We start from the raw sequence: 13,637 nt of genomic DNA on the forward strand, positions 1-13,637 counted from the left end.
CCAAACAGGATAAAAAAAATGGGTTTTTTAAACGGCAAGCGCATCCTGGTCACCGGCGTGCTGTCCAATCGCTCCATTGCCTACGGCATCGCCCAGGCCTGCCGCCAGCAAGGCGCCGAACTGGCGTTTACCTATGTGGGCGAACGCTTCAAAGAGCGCGTCACCGAATTCGCCGCCGAACTTGGCAGCACCATCGTCCTGGCTTGCGATGTCGCTGAAGACGCGCAAATCGAAGCCGCCATCGCCGAGCTGCAGTCGCACTGGGACGGCCTGGACGGGCTGGTGCATTCCATCGGCTTCGCGCCGCGCGAAGCCATTGCCGGCGACTTCCTCGAAGGCCTTTCGCGCGAAGGCTTCCGCATTGCGCACGACATCTCGGCCTACAGCTTCCCGGCCCTGGCCAAGGCCGCCCTGCCCTTGCTGAAGGGCCGCCAAAGCTCGGTGCTTACCCTTACCTACCTGGGCGCCGAAAAAGTGGTCCCCAACTACAACACGATGGGTCTGGCCAAGGCTTCGCTGGAAGCCAGCGTGCGCTACCTGGCCACCTCGCTGGGCCCCATGGGCATCCGTGCCAACGGTATTTCCGCGGGCCCCATCAAGACACTGGCCGCCAGCGGCATCAAGGACTTCAGCTCCATACTCAAGTTCGTGGAATCCCACGCGCCGCTGCGCCGCAATATCACCATCGAAGATGTCGGCAACGTGGCCGCTTTCCTGCTGTCCGATCTGGCAGCGGGTGTAACCGGCGAGATCACCCACGTGGATGCGGGCTTCTCCACCGTTGTTCCAGGCATGTGAAGAACTCCGGCCCAAGGGCCGGAGCTTTAGCTTGTGGTCATAACGGCAGGGTTTCGGGAAACACCACGCCATCGCCCCCTTCGGTCCAGGGGGCGTATTTTTTCATGATGCGGCCGAACAGGTCGGAGTCCATCCACGCTGCAAGCCATGCCGACAGCCGCGGCCAGGGCTGGGCCTGAAACCAGCCGGCATCGACGTGCGCGAACTGCCTGACGAAAGGCGCAATGGCCATGTCCGCCAGCGCCGCATGATGCCCGAACAAAAAGGCGTCCTGTTCCAGCATCCGCTCCAGCTTCATGAGCCAACACGCGGCCTCGGCGCGATGCGCCGCCGCGGCCTGAACAGGGCTCCCATCCATATCGGAGCTGGCCGCAATGCCGGCATTGGCGCTGGTAGCCGCATCGGCTCGCCCGCCTGCGCCCGGCTCACCCGCATAGCGCTGCGGATATTTATAGCGGTCCAGATGGTGCTTGAAAGCGCCGTCGCATTCGGCCACGAGCGCCAGCATGGCATCGGGCCCCTGCCGATCCGGCGCCAGCCAGTCTTGCGGATCGTTCCGGCCCAAGGCCCACAGCATGATGTCCAGGCTTTGCTCCAGTACCTGGCCGTCGCCAAGCACCAGCACGGGCACCGTGGCTTTGGGCGACGCCTGGTACAAGGCCTGCGGCTTGTTGCGCAGCACCACTTCGCGCAGCTCGCACTGTTGGCCGCTGGCGGCCAAGGCCAGGCGCGCCCGCATGGCGTAGGGACAGCGGCGGAAGGAATACAGGATCGGGCGCGCCTGCGCCTTCATGGCTTGCGCAGCAACTGCCCGGCACGCTGCAATTGCTCTTCGGCCTGCGCACCGATGCCGGCAACCAGATCGCCGGCGCTTTCCACCTTATGGATAAGATCGACGACCTCGCCGGCCCACACCATGGCGGTATCGTAGTCGCCATCGCCGGCCGCCGCCCAGAACTCGGGGCTTACCGTGGCCGCTTGCTCGGCCAGCTCGTCTTCCCTGCCCGTCCAGCGGCTCATGAAGGCATTGTGCAGGGCGCGGCCGGTATAGCCATTGGGCCAGTCGTAGCCGCGCACAATATCGAAGATGCGGGTGCGCTGGGTTTGTTCGCCTTCGGCGTTGACGATGCGCTGCTTGGCCTGGTCGTGCCCCAGCGCTTCGCGGCTGGCATAGAACCGCGTGCCAAGCAAGGCCCCATGGGCGCCCAGCATCAGGGCCGCCGCCAGGCCTCGCCCGTCGGCAATGCCCCCGGCCGCCACCACCGGGACCGAGCCCGAGGCGTCGATCACGGCCGGCACCAACGGCATCGTGCCGCGCGCGCCGCCATGGCCGCCCCCTTCCGTGCCTTGGGCGACGATGACGTCGGCGCCCGCCTTGCGTGCCTGGACGGCGCCGGCCACATCCTGCACCTGGCAAATCAGCTTGCATCCGGCCGCCTTGATCGCCGACGCGTAAGGCGAAGGATCGCCGAAGGACAGCATGACAGCGTGCGGCTTGGCCCTCAGGGCAAGCTCGAGTATGCCGTCGCCGATGGCCCAGGTGATGAGCCCCACGCCCCAAGGCCGCTTGGCCTGCGCCTTGACCAAGGCCAATTCGGTATCGAGCCAGTCGGGATCGCCATAGCCTCCGCCCACCATGCCCAGGCCTCCGGCATTGGACACCGCCGCGGCCAGGCGGCCGCCCGCCACGCCGCCCATGGGCCCCAGCACAATGGGGTGATCCAGGCCAAACATATCCGTCAATGCTGTCGCTATCATGATTCGTCCTTCAAAAGAATTCGTTCAAGTCCGCCGCCCGGTCGCGTGCAGATTTCCAGCCACGCAGCGTCAAGGTTGTGTCAGGGCCTGATCACCCACAGACAAAAATGGGCGGCAATGCATGGGCACGATACGCATGCCGCTATTCGGCTGCACCTTGCGCGCCGGATCCGGCTGCGGCTGCGGCATCGGCTGCAGCATGGTTTTTTTCCATGCGCACGCCGATGTGGCGCTGACGGCGCTGGCGGGCCAGCTCTACCTGCTTCTGGCGCTCGCGGAATCGCTGAACCTGCTCGGGCGTGTGCGTGCCGTGGCAATGCGGGCAGCTTACGCCTTCGACAAAATGCTCCGAGACCTTGTCGGCGGCGCCAAGCGGCTGGCGGCAGGCCCGGCACAGCTCGTAATGCCCTTCCTCCAGGCCGTGCACCACCGAAACCCGTTCGTCGAAGACAAAGCACTCGCCTTCCCAGCGGCTTTGCTCGGGCGGCACGGTTTCCAGGTACTTGAGAATGCCGCCTTCAAGATGATAAACCTCTTCAAACCCCTGCGAGCGCAGGTAGGCGGTGGATTTCTCGCAGCGAATGCCGCCGGTGCAGAACATGGCCACGCGGGACTTCTTGTTCAACACGCCGTTTTCGGTCTGGGTTTGCACCCATTGAGGAAACTCGGTAAAGCTTGCGGTATGCGGGTTGACCGCCGACGCGAACGAGCCGATGGAGACTTCGTAATCGTTGCGCACATCGACTACCACGACATCCGGGTCGTCGATAAGGGCGTTCCATTGGTCGGGCTTGACGTAGGTGCCGGCCATGGTGCCGGCCTGCACATTGGGCACGCCCATGGTGACGATTTCACGCTTGAGCTTGACCTTCAGCCGATAGAACGGCATTTTGCCGGCCCGCGATTCCTTGTGCGTCAGCGAAGCCATGCGCGGGTCGCGGCGTAAATAAGCCAGCACGGCCCGGATGCCGGCTTCGGGGCCGGCTATGGTGCCATTGATGCCCTCTTCGGCCAGCAGCAGGGTGCCCTTGACCTCGTTGCTTTCGCAAAACTCGAACAACGGCGCCTGCAGCGCCTTGTAATCGGGTAGATGGACGAACTTGTACAGCGCGGCAACCAGGAAATCAGCCATGACAGAATCAATAGCCCGAAGACCAGTTGCGTCGATGCGGCGAAACAGCCGCAAACAAGGGGGTCATGGGCGAGTTGGATAAAACGGTTATTTTACCTCTGTGCCCGCCATCCACCTGCGCCCCGGGAGGGCCAGGCCTATTTGGCGCGTCTGCGGTCGTAGCGTTCGTTGCCGACGCCCCCCATGCTGATGATCCGCTTTGAAGAGGCCTGCTTGGCCCTTTCGTTATTGATAAGCTGCCGCACGGAGCTTGTAAGGGGACGGAATGCAGTCGGGGTACGCGGTTTGACCAACATCAAAAACCTCACTGAATTATTAGTATTCGTAAAGTAATAATGAGCCGGCCCGCAGGCCGGGCTCGGCCTGTTGTAACGCTGTAACACTAGCCGTAAGATAACACTGGATTGCAGTCAATTTAATGAAACTGGGGAAATTACCAATACGTCCGCCCCGCCGCTCATGGCGTTGCCCTTCCTCGCAAGGCATTTAGCCTTGCTGCGGGGGAGTCCTTGCGCTCAAGCGGTTCCAGCCCCAACGCGATCTCCTTACTATGTGCTAACAGGCCCTATGAACATCACCATCGCCGACGACTACCAGGATTGTGTTCGCCATCTGCACTGCTTCGACAAGCTGGCCGGACACAGCGTGCAAGTCTTCAACGACAGCGCCAAAGACCTGACCGAGCTGGCCGCACGCTTCGGCACCGCCGAGGCCCTGGTGCTTACCCGGGAACGCACCATTGTCTCGGCCGACCTGATCAAGCGCCTGCCCAGGCTGCGCCTGATCTGCCAGACCGGCAAGATCGGCGGACACGTCGATGTGGACGCCTGTACCGAACATGGCATCGCCGTCGCCGATGGGCAAGGCAGCGGCGCGGCGGCAGCCGAACTGACCTGGGCGCTGATTCTTGCCAGCCGCCGCCACCTGGTCGCCGAAGTCAACCGGCTGCGCGACGGCCTGTGGCAAGGGCATCTGGGCCAGCAGTTGCGGGGCCAGCGCCTGGGGGTCTGGGGCTATGGGCGCATCGGACGGCAGGTCGCCGCCTACGGCAGAGCCTTTGGCATGGATGTCTGGATATGGGGCCGCGAAGGCTCCGCCAACCGCGCCCGCGCGGACGGATTCGCCGTTGCGGTCTCGCGGGAAGAGTTTCTGGCCGGCAGCGACATCGTGACCCTGCATATCCGCCTTACGCCCGAAACCCGGGGGCTCGTCGCCCTGGCCGACCTGGTTCGCATGCGGCCCACCGCCCTGCTGGTCAATACCAGCCGCGCCGAGCTCATCCAGCCCGACGCCCTGGAGCGCGCCCTGTGCCAGGGGCGCCCCGGTTTCGCGGCGGTGGATGTCTACGAATCCGAGCCCGTGCTTGGCGCCCGCCACCCTCTGCTCAAGCTGGCCAATGCCTTGTGCACGCCTCACATCGGCTTCGTCGAAAAAGACAACTACGAGGCCTACTACGGCGCCGCCTTCGACGCCATCGTCCGCTACGCGGCGGGCCAGCCCGTCGACCTGGTCAATCCTCAAGTCAGAAACCGGGAAAAGCCGCTGCGTGTGTAGAACGACGCCTGGCTGGACGTCAAGGTGTACAGAAGCCGGCCCGGCGGCCATGCTTGCCGCTACGCGGTGAACCCCTGCGCAAAGGCTTCGCGCAAATACGCCACGAAAACCTGGACGGCGCGGGGGGCATGTGTGGAATAGGGCCGGATGGCATATAGGGTATCTCCGAACACGTTCACCACATTCCAGCCAGGCAGAACAGGCACCAATGTTCCATCGAGCAGGGCTTGCTGCGCCGTGAAATCCGGCAACAGGGTAATGCCCAGGCCGGCCTGCGCAGCCTCGCGCAAGCCCTCGCTGTTGTTGACGGCAAACGGCCCCTTGACCGGCACCACCCATCTCTTGGCCGCCTGGCCCTTCCTGGCCGCCGACTCGAACGTCCACATGACCGTGCTCTGGCGGCGCGGATAATGCAGGCACGCATGCTCGGCCAGGGCTTCGGGCGTATCCGGCGCGCCGTGGCGCGCGATGTAATCCGGGCTGGCCACCAGCACCGAGCGCGTCGCGCACAAGGCCCACGCCACGTATGTATCGGGCGGCGACGATGTATGGCGGATCGCCAGATCGAAACCGTCCACCGCCAGCGAACTCAACTGATCGGACAGATCCAGCTCGATACGGATCCGGGGATAGCTGCGCAAAAACACGGGCAGGCGCGGCACCAGTTGCTGGCGGGCGAACGCCACCGGGGCGCTCAGGCGCAAAGTGCCCTGAGGTGAAGCCGCCAGTTCGCGCACGCTCTCGAAGCTGTCGGCAATATGCTCGAAAGCGCCCCGCGTCGCCTCGACCAACTGCTGCCCCGCTTCGGTCAGGCGCACGCTGCGCGTCGTGCGCTGGACCAGGGATACGCCAGCCGCCCGCTCGAGTTCGGCAATGCGCTGGCTCATGGCGGCCTTGCTGGCATCCAGATGCCGTGCGGCGGCGGTAAAACTGCCTTGCTGAGCCAGCACCGTAAGCCAGTGAACATGCGTCCACAGCGCAGAGATTTTTTCGTTATCCATGCATGGATTATTCATTATATTGAACAATGAATCCAGCTTTTATGGCTATTCAAACAACGCCTACATCCTTAAACTAAAAAATCGAATGCGATATGCATCGTTAAACCAGCAGTCTCACCGAATACCGACAGGAACGCCGCCATGCACAACTTCACCGACCGCAGCGATGTAGGACATTTCATCAACGGACAACGCACTCCGGGCAAATCCGTGCGGCGCCAGGATGTCTACAATCCCGCGTTGGGCAGCGTAGCCAGGCAGGTCCTGCTGGCCGAACCCGGCGACGTCGATGCGGCCGTGGCCGGCGCCAAGCAAGCTTTTGCCGCCTGGGCCAACACCCCGCCCATCCGGCGCGCGCGCGTTCTGTTCAAGTTCCTCGAACTCATGAACCAGCACCGCGACACACTGGCGGCCATCATCACCGCCGAGCACGGCAAAGTGTTCAGCGATGCCCAGGGCGAGGTGTCGCGCGGCATTGACGTCATCGAATTCTCCTGCGGCATTCCGCAACTGCTCAAGGGCGACTACACCGACCAGGTTTCCACCGGCATCGACAACTGGAGCCTGCGCCAACCCTTGGGCGTCGTGGCGGGCATCACGCCGTTCAATTTCCCCAGCATGGTGCCTTGCTGGATGTTTCCCGTCGCCATCGCTGCGGGCAACTGCTTTGTGCTCAAGCCCAGCGAGCGCGACCCGTCGGCGGCGCTCTACATGGCGGACCTGCTCAAGCAGGCCGGCCTGCCGGACGGTGTTTTCAACGTCGTGCAGGGCGACAAGGTCGCCGTCGACGCTCTGCTGGCCCATCCGGACGTCAAGGCCGTCAGCTTCGTGGGCTCGACGCCCATCGCCCACTATATCTACGAGCAGGCCGCCCACTACGGCAAGCGGGTGCAGGCCCTGGGTGGCGCCAAGAACCATCTGGTCGTCATGCCCGACGCCGACCTGGAGCAAGCCGTCGACGCCCTCACAGGCGCCGCCTACGGTTCGGCGGGGGAACGCTGCATGGCTATTTCAGTGGCTGTCCTGGTGGGCGACGTCGGCGACAAGATCGTGCCCATGCTGGCTCAGCGGGCCAAGAACCTGGTCGTCAAAAACGGCATGGAAAGCGACGCCGAAATGGGCCCGCTCGTCAGCCGCCAATCGCTGGAGCGCGTCGAAAGCTATATTGCGCTGGGCCAGGAAGAAGGCGCCGAGCTGGTCGTCGACGGACGCGGCCTGAAAGTGCCCGGCCACGAAAACGGCTTTTTCACCGGCGGCACGCTGTTCGATCGCGTCACGCCGCAAATGCGCATCTATAAAGAGGAAATCTTCGGGCCGGTGCTGGCCTGCGTGCGGGTCAACGATTTCGCCACCGCCGTCGATCTCATCAACGCGCACGAATTCGGCAACGGCGTGTCGTGCTACACCCGCGACGGCCACATTGCGCGCGAGTTCGGCCGCCGCATCCAGGTCGGCATGGTCGGCATCAACGTGCCCATTCCCGTGCCGATGGCCTGGCACGGCTTCGGCGGCTGGCAAAAATCGCTGTTCGGCGACATGCACGCCTACGGCGAAGAAGGCGTGCGCTTCTACACCAAGCAAAAAAGCATCATGCAGCGCTGGCCGGAAAGCACCTCCAAAGGCGCCGAGTTCGCCATGCCCACAGCAAAATAGACGTAAAAGACGCCCGCTTTATCCCGCCTTGGCAGACGGAACAAAGCGGGCGCCCCGCCATACCCGAATCATCCTTCAAGGGGGTGTGCAGCCAGCCTACTTCAAGACCGAAGCGAATGCCTGGGCGGTGCGCTCGACATTGCGGGTGTTGAGCCCCGCCACGCAAATGCGCCCCGACTCGATGATGTAGACGCCGTACTTTTCAATGAGCTCCTGCATATGGGGCGCCAGCGCGGGCGCATAGCTGAACATCCCGCGCTGGGCCAGCAGGAAATCCCAGTCGTAGGCCGGATGCACCCGCACCAGCCCGCGATGCAGCTCGAGCCGCATCTCGTGGATGCGTTCGCGCATGGCGTCGACTTCGGACTCCCACAGCGCGCGCAGCTCGGGGTCGAGCAGCACCGTTTCCACCACATGCCCGCCATAGGCCGGAGGGCTGGAATAATTGCGCCGCACCGCTTGCTGCAACTGCCCCAGCGCGCGCGAGGCTTCGTCCGCGTTCGCGCAGAACATGCTCAAGCCGCCGCAACGTTCGCCATAAATCGAGAAAATCTTGGAATACGAATTGGCCACCAGGAACGGCAGGTCGGCCTTGACCAGAGCCCGCACCAGATACGCATCGCGCTCCAGGCCTTCGCCCAGCCCCTGGTAGGCCATGTCGAGAAAAGGCAGCAGCTTGCGCCGGGCGACGATGCGCACGACCTCGTCCCATTGCGCGCTATTGAGATCGGCGCCGGTGGGATTGTGGCAGCACGGGTGCAACACAATAATGGTTTGCTCGGCCTGCGTTTCCAGGTAGGCGGCCATGGCCTCGAAATCCAGCCTTTGGGTGGCCGGGTCGAAATACGGATACGCCTCCACCGCAAACCCCGCGCCCTCCAGGATGGCCCGGTGGTTGTCCCAAGTGGGGTTGCTGATGCGCGCCACCGACCTCGGAAAGAATTTTTTCAGCAGGTCGCTGCCCACCTTGAGCGCGCCCGAGCCGCCCAAAGTCTGGATAGTGGCGACACGGCCGGCGCGCAGCGCCTCGGAATCCTTGCCAAAGACCAGCTCTTGCGTCGCCTTGCAATACGCCGGGCTGCCACTCATGGGCAGGTAGACGCTGGGCGCGGTCGAGGCGTTGACGATTTCCTGCGCACGCTGCACGGACTCCAGGCGAGGAATATTGCCTTCGTCGTCGTAATACAAGCCAATGCTGAGGTTGATTTTTTCAGGCCGGGGATCGTCGCGATACGCCAATTGCAAAGACAATATGGGGTCGCCTGCATAGGCCGAGAGCGTGCTGAACAAGGTTTTTCCTGTATGCCGGGGAGCCAGCGAAAAAGGGGGTGGGAAATTCGGTATTTTATACCGGCTTGTCAGGGAAGGCGCCGGCCAGCATACAAGGCTCAGGACAATAAATCGCGCTCTATTTTTTCCTTGCAGGCCAGCAACTGGTTCACGATGTCCCGCTCCGCCTCTTTGAAGCGCAGGGTAGGAACGGGAATGGAAATGGAGGCCAAATCGCCCCCGGCCCGCTGCAGCGCGATGGCCGCCGCGCAAATGCCTTCGTCATGCTCTTCGTAATCGACGGCAATACCCGTGCGCCGCACCTCTTCCAGCTCTTTTTCCAGGGCTTCCCATGACGTGATGGTACGCGCCGTATGAGGTTCGAAACGGATCTTCTTTTTGATTTTCTGCAGTGCCGCCGCGGGTAGGCACGCCAATACCGCCTTGCCAGGCGCCGAAGCGTGCAGCGGGAACGAGATACCCACGGAAGAGACCGCCTGCAGCCGGTGCGAGCCGGTTATCTGGTCGATGAACACGACCTTGTCCTGCTCGAAAATGGTCAGATCGACGGTTTCACCCAGGCTGGAGGCAAGCTCCTGCATGTATTTGCGCGCCACTTCGGCAATATCGAACCGCGCCGCGGTGGCCAGGGGAATCAGGGCCGGCCCCAACCGCACGCCACGGGCCGACGACCCGGCAATCACCAGGTTTTCCTGGTTCAAGGCATCGACGATGCGCTGCACGGTGGAACGCGGCAACGCAAGCGACTTGGCGATCTGCCCCAACGACATTCCCCCCGAATTCTGGGCGAGCAGCTGCATGATGGCTGCGGCTCGGGCGATTACCTGGATGCCCGAGCGCTCGTTTGCCGGCTCATCGCCGCGTAATACCTGATCAGGCGGATTTGGCTTCATAAAATTCCACTTGGCTGCTGATTTCGGAGCGCCTGGAAACGGCGCAGTCAGGGCCGGTCAGCACTAAAAGCTAAAAGGCCCTAGTTTAATGGCTACGGCGTTCGAACACATCGGCACTATACGCCGTTCGCCACACTGAAAATGCCCTCCTCCGCCCTACCAGGGCACGGCTATGGGCCGGCTATCCCGGTTTTCGGCGATGAACAGCGAAGGCAGGAACCGGGAGAGAAAGGTGAATTCGTTATAGCAATGCATCAACAGCGCCCGGCCGAACTCGTCCGTGACCAGCTTTTCGATCTCCGAAGGGCTCATCCCCTGGTCCACGAGGTCCTGCCCCAGATAAAAGTGACTGCGCAGCGCGCAGCCCCATTCGGTATCGCGGCCAATATGCAGCAAGCGGCCGCCCAGAACCTTGTCGCCGTCGCGCGGAGGTTGATGACCCGCGCCGACGCGCCCGCACACGGCCGCGCTCACCCGCCCTTCGCGGCGGGCAGCGTCATAGGCGCCGGCGTCGAAAAACTCGGCAGCGTCGCGGAACTGGATGGACAGCTTCTCGGCGGGCAAGCCGGTAAAACGTTCCTCGACGACATGAATGGAGCCTACGTGCGTGCCATCGCGGCACTCGGCCCAGTCGCTGAACACGTGATCCACCGGATGCCACCACACGTATTTCTGGGTATCCGGCCGAAACCGGAACCACCATTCAAACATTTCCCCGGTGCAGCGATGCAGGTCGGTGCGGGCCGCCACATGCAGCACGCCCGTATCCAGGCGTTCGTATCCCGTTTCCAGCTGCATTGGGGCGGGATCCAGCAGCCGGTCGACTTCCTCTAACTTCATAATGCCTCCTTGTCGTTGCGTGGCGCGGCATGCCAACGCGTTTTCAGTGTTCAAACACAAACGGATTCACGCGGCTCTTCGTGGCCCGCGCCAACATACAGATCTTTCAACCCGGGATGGTTCCGCACCTCGACGGCGCTGCCCGACAGAACGATGTTTCCATGCGAAACGATATGCGCGGTATCGACCAGATCCAGCGACCGCTCCACGTCCTGCTCGACAAGCAGTATGGTCAGGCCTGCCTTGCGCAGAACGTCCAGCGCCGTGTAGAGCCGGTCGACGATGACAGGGGCCAGCCCAAGGCTGATCTCGTCGAAGACGACCAGGCGCGGGCGGCTCATCAGTGCACGCCCGATCGCCAGCATCTGCTGCTGCCCGCCGGACATGGAGGTGCCAGCCTGCCCGCGCCTTTCGGCCAATATGGGGAACAGCCGATACACCGCGTCCAGCCGCTCTTTTTGCTCTTTCGGCGCCACCCGGCGCGCAGCCAGCAGAAGATTTTCCTCCACCGACAAGGTCGGAAAGATTCTGCGTCCCTCCAGACACTGGGCAATGCCCAGATCGGCGATCCGGTGCGGCGCCATCGATGTGATGTCGGCGCCGTCGAACCGCAGCGAGCCCGAGGTGGGTTTGATGGTTCCCGCAATGACTTGCGACAACGTGCTTTTGCCCGCGCCATTGCAGCCCAGGATAGCCACGGCCTGCCCTGCCTTGACACCAAAGCTCAGGCCATGCAGCACCCTGGCCTGGCCATAGCCCGCGCATACGTCCTCGAGCCGCAAAAGCTCCGGAGCGGCTTCGCCGGACGGCGTCCGCGGCGGCGCCACGATGCTGTCCAGGCCATGGCTGGCCTGGGAAAGTGCGGCATCCGGCACTGGCTCGGCCCCGGCCTGCGCTGCAGCATTCGCGCCCTCGGCTCTGCCCTGCTTTTTATGTGCAGAGCCCAGGTAAATGGCGGCCACGTCGTCGCTGGCGAGCACGTCCTCCGTGGGTCCATAGGCGAATTTCTCGCCGAAATTCATCACCATGGTGGTCGAGCAGCACTCGCGCACCACGCGCAGAACGTGTTCGATGATGATGATGCCGTCGGTTTCCGGCGCCACCTGGCGAACGAGCTCGATCAATTCATCGATTTCGCGATCCACCAGTCCGCCCCCCACCTCGTCCAGCATAAGAAGCTGCGGCTTCAATGCCAGGGCCCGAGCCACCTCCAGGCGCTTGCGGCGCAACAAGGGAAGATCCCTGGCCCGCCAATCGGCGACATCAACGAGATTCGTCTTTTCCAATAACGCCCGGCATTCGAGCCGCACGATCTTGCGATTGGCAAAAGGGCTTCTGGCATACAAGGGCACCAGCAGGTTCTCTTCCACCGTCATGTCCAGAAAAGGCCGGGGAATCTGATAGGTGCGCCCGATGCCCAGGCGCGCCCGGGAGGCGGCGGAGGTCGCCGTAATATTGCGGCCATTGAAGAAAATATTGCCCTCGGTGGGCTGCAAGGCCCCGCCAAGCATGGAGATCAGTGTGGATTTGCCGGCGCCATTCGGGCCGATTACGCCCAGGATCTGGCCCTTGCCAAGCGAAAATCCAAGATCGTTGACCGCCACTACGCCGCCATAACGCTTGGTCAGCCCCGCCACCTGCAGCAAGGGGGCTTGCCCGTCCATAGCCTTGAATGAAGAATCGACGGTCATGGCTTCACCCCCTTTCCAGTGCGGATTGCGCGCCGGCGGCGTCGGCGCGGCCGGTTTGCGTTCGCCGGCCATTTCTTCTGCGCCACAGTGAAATGGCCAGCCCGGTCAGGCCCTGCGGCGCGCACCGGATGACGACAATGAGAATCAGGCCCGTAATGGCAAGATGCACATCGGGGTAGTCGGCCAGCCATTCGCTTAGCGCCACGATGAACACGGTTCCCACCAAAGGCCCCGCACGCAGGCCTATGCCCCCGATGATGACCACCGACAGAACATCCACCGACCACGAAATTCCGAACATGCCGTAGGGCTCGATGGCGCCCAGCTTCACCGCCTGCAGGCCACCCGCCATCGCCATCAGGGCGCTGGCCGTCATGAAAGCCAGCAGCTTTACGCGGAAGACCCGCACCCCCACCTGATCCGCCGCCGCCTCGTCGTCGCGCACCGCCTTGAGCGCTATGGACAGCCGCGACGACACATACAGGGACAACACAATGGTGGCAAAGACGAACAGCACCCACGCCCACAAGTACAGAACCTGCACGGAAGGCGGATCCACGACGGCGAACCAGCCCGTCGCGCCGCCAAAATAGCTGGTGTTGATCATGAACAACCGTATGGCCTCGGCCAGGGCAAGCGTGCCCACGGTGAAGTACAGGCCTTTCAGGCGGAACACCGCGGGCGACACCAGGGCGGCCAGCGCCGCCCCCGCCACGGCCGAAGCCAGCAAAGCGGGCAAGACCGGCAGGCCGGCGAAATTCATGAGGCCCATCAGCATATAACCGCCGGCCCCGAAAAACGAGGCGGTTCCCAGCGATACCAGGCCTCCGTATCCAGCCAGAAGATTCCAGGCTTCGGCCAGCGTCATCAACAGCAGCAGCCGGAACCCGACTTCAAAGCCGTAGCTGCTCAAGGCCCCTGGAACGACAATGGGAAAGCCCACTACCGCCAGCAGGACAACCGAGTACGCAATGGTTCGGCAGGCCGCCGCATCGGCATGCGCCGCGGGTTTGATTTGTGTTTGCAT

Annotated in this window: 12 protein-coding genes; 3 read left to right on the forward strand and 9 right to left on the reverse strand. The window is 63.1% G+C overall.

Annotated elements, in window-relative coordinates; genetic code table 11:
* The first annotated feature begins 18 nt into the window (after positions 1–18).
* On the forward strand, positions 19–798 hold the full coding sequence (gene fabI, locus VNT00_RS11030) for an enoyl-ACP reductase FabI (protein WP_325587403.1): 780 nt from the start codon (positions 19–21) through the stop codon (positions 796–798).
* 37 nt (positions 799–835) lie between these two features.
* On the opposite strand, the gene VNT00_RS11035 is transcribed toward fabI, so the two are convergent.
* The 3 genes from VNT00_RS11035 to trhO form a co-directional block, all read right to left on the reverse strand.
* Positions 836–1,591, reverse strand: a complete 756-nt coding sequence (locus tag VNT00_RS11035) for a glutathione S-transferase (RefSeq protein WP_325587404.1) — start codon at positions 1,589–1,591, stop codon at positions 836–838.
* Positions 1,588–2,556 (reverse strand): NAD(P)H-dependent flavin oxidoreductase, encoded by a 969-nt coding sequence (locus VNT00_RS11040; RefSeq protein ID WP_325587406.1) that lies wholly within the window; start codon positions 2,554–2,556, stop codon positions 1,588–1,590. The genes VNT00_RS11035 and VNT00_RS11040 overlap by 4 nt, the downstream gene beginning before the upstream one ends.
* Positions 2,557–2,698: 142 nt before the next feature.
* Positions 2,699–3,688, reverse strand: coding sequence for an oxygen-dependent tRNA uridine(34) hydroxylase TrhO (gene trhO, locus VNT00_RS11045; protein WP_325587408.1), 990 nt, complete (start codon positions 3,686–3,688; stop codon positions 2,699–2,701).
* A 567-nt stretch (positions 3,689–4,255) separates the two neighbouring features.
* Between trhO and VNT00_RS11050 the strand changes: the two genes are divergently transcribed.
* Positions 4,256–5,242 (forward strand): D-2-hydroxyacid dehydrogenase family protein, encoded by a 987-nt coding sequence (locus tag VNT00_RS11050; protein ID WP_325587410.1) that lies wholly within the window; start codon positions 4,256–4,258, stop codon positions 5,240–5,242.
* Positions 5,243–5,301: 59 nt separating this feature from the next.
* On the opposite strand, the gene VNT00_RS11055 is transcribed toward VNT00_RS11050, so the two are convergent.
* Entirely contained in the window at positions 5,302–6,243 is a 942-nt protein-coding gene (locus VNT00_RS11055) for a LysR family transcriptional regulator (protein WP_325587412.1), read from the reverse strand.
* A gap of 141 nt (positions 6,244–6,384) precedes the next feature.
* Between VNT00_RS11055 and VNT00_RS11060 the strand changes: the two genes are divergently transcribed.
* Complete coding sequence (locus tag VNT00_RS11060) at positions 6,385–7,896, forward strand: CoA-acylating methylmalonate-semialdehyde dehydrogenase (RefSeq protein WP_325587414.1); 1,512 nt, start codon at positions 6,385–6,387, stop codon at positions 7,894–7,896.
* 96 nt (positions 7,897–7,992) lie between these two features.
* Here the strand turns inward: VNT00_RS11060 and VNT00_RS11065 are convergent, their stop codons facing one another.
* The 5 genes from VNT00_RS11065 to VNT00_RS11085 form a co-directional block, all read right to left on the reverse strand.
* Positions 7,993–9,186 carry an amino acid aminotransferase gene (locus VNT00_RS11065; RefSeq protein WP_325587416.1) on the reverse strand — a complete coding sequence of 398 codons (1,194 nt, stop codon included), beginning with the start codon at positions 9,184–9,186 and terminating at the stop codon, positions 7,993–7,995.
* Positions 9,187–9,284: 98 nt separating this feature from the next.
* Complete coding sequence (locus VNT00_RS11070) at positions 9,285–10,079, reverse strand: IclR family transcriptional regulator (protein WP_325587418.1); 795 nt, start codon at positions 10,077–10,079, stop codon at positions 9,285–9,287.
* A gap of 156 nt (positions 10,080–10,235) precedes the next feature.
* Positions 10,236–10,919, reverse strand: a complete 684-nt coding sequence (locus VNT00_RS11075) for a DAPG hydrolase family protein (RefSeq protein ID WP_325587420.1) — start codon at positions 10,917–10,919, stop codon at positions 10,236–10,238.
* 50 nt (positions 10,920–10,969) lie between these two features.
* On the reverse strand, positions 10,970–12,610 hold the full coding sequence (locus tag VNT00_RS11080; RefSeq protein WP_325587421.1) for an ATP-binding cassette domain-containing protein: 1,641 nt from the start codon (positions 12,608–12,610) through the stop codon (positions 10,970–10,972).
* A 4-nt stretch (positions 12,611–12,614) separates the two neighbouring features.
* Complete coding sequence (locus tag VNT00_RS11085) at positions 12,615–13,637, reverse strand: branched-chain amino acid ABC transporter permease (RefSeq protein ID WP_325587423.1); 1,023 nt, start codon at positions 13,635–13,637, stop codon at positions 12,615–12,617.

Origin of the sequence: Eoetvoesiella sp., assembly GCF_035555955.1 — a bacterium.
Taxonomy (GTDB): domain Bacteria; phylum Pseudomonadota; class Gammaproteobacteria; order Burkholderiales; family Burkholderiaceae_B; genus Eoetvoesia.

Coding starts and splice junctions, on each gene's coding strand:
- fabI (WP_325587403.1), top strand. CDS start 19: ATGGGTTTTTTAAACGGCAAGCGCATCCTGGTCACCGGCGTGCTGTCC.
- VNT00_RS11035 (WP_325587404.1), bottom strand. CDS start 1,591: ATGAAGGCGCAGGCGCGCCCGATCCTGTATTCCTTCCGCCGCTGTCCC.
- VNT00_RS11040 (WP_325587406.1), bottom strand. CDS start 2,556: ATGATAGCGACAGCATTGACGGATATGTTTGGCCTGGATCACCCCATT.
- trhO (WP_325587408.1), bottom strand. CDS start 3,688: ATGGCTGATTTCCTGGTTGCCGCGCTGTACAAGTTCGTCCATCTACCC.
- VNT00_RS11050 (WP_325587410.1), top strand. CDS start 4,256: ATGAACATCACCATCGCCGACGACTACCAGGATTGTGTTCGCCATCTG.
- VNT00_RS11055 (WP_325587412.1), bottom strand. CDS start 6,243: ATGGATAACGAAAAAATCTCTGCGCTGTGGACGCATGTTCACTGGCTT.
- VNT00_RS11060 (WP_325587414.1), top strand. CDS start 6,385: ATGCACAACTTCACCGACCGCAGCGATGTAGGACATTTCATCAACGGA.
- VNT00_RS11070 (WP_325587418.1), bottom strand. CDS start 10,079: ATGAAGCCAAATCCGCCTGATCAGGTATTACGCGGCGATGAGCCGGCA.
- VNT00_RS11075 (WP_325587420.1), bottom strand. CDS start 10,919: ATGAAGTTAGAGGAAGTCGACCGGCTGCTGGATCCCGCCCCAATGCAG.
- VNT00_RS11080 (WP_325587421.1), bottom strand. CDS start 12,610: ATGACCGTCGATTCTTCATTCAAGGCTATGGACGGGCAAGCCCCCTTG.
- VNT00_RS11085 (WP_325587423.1), bottom strand. CDS start 13,637: ATGCAAACACAAATCAAACCCGCGGCGCATGCCGATGCGGCGGCCTGC.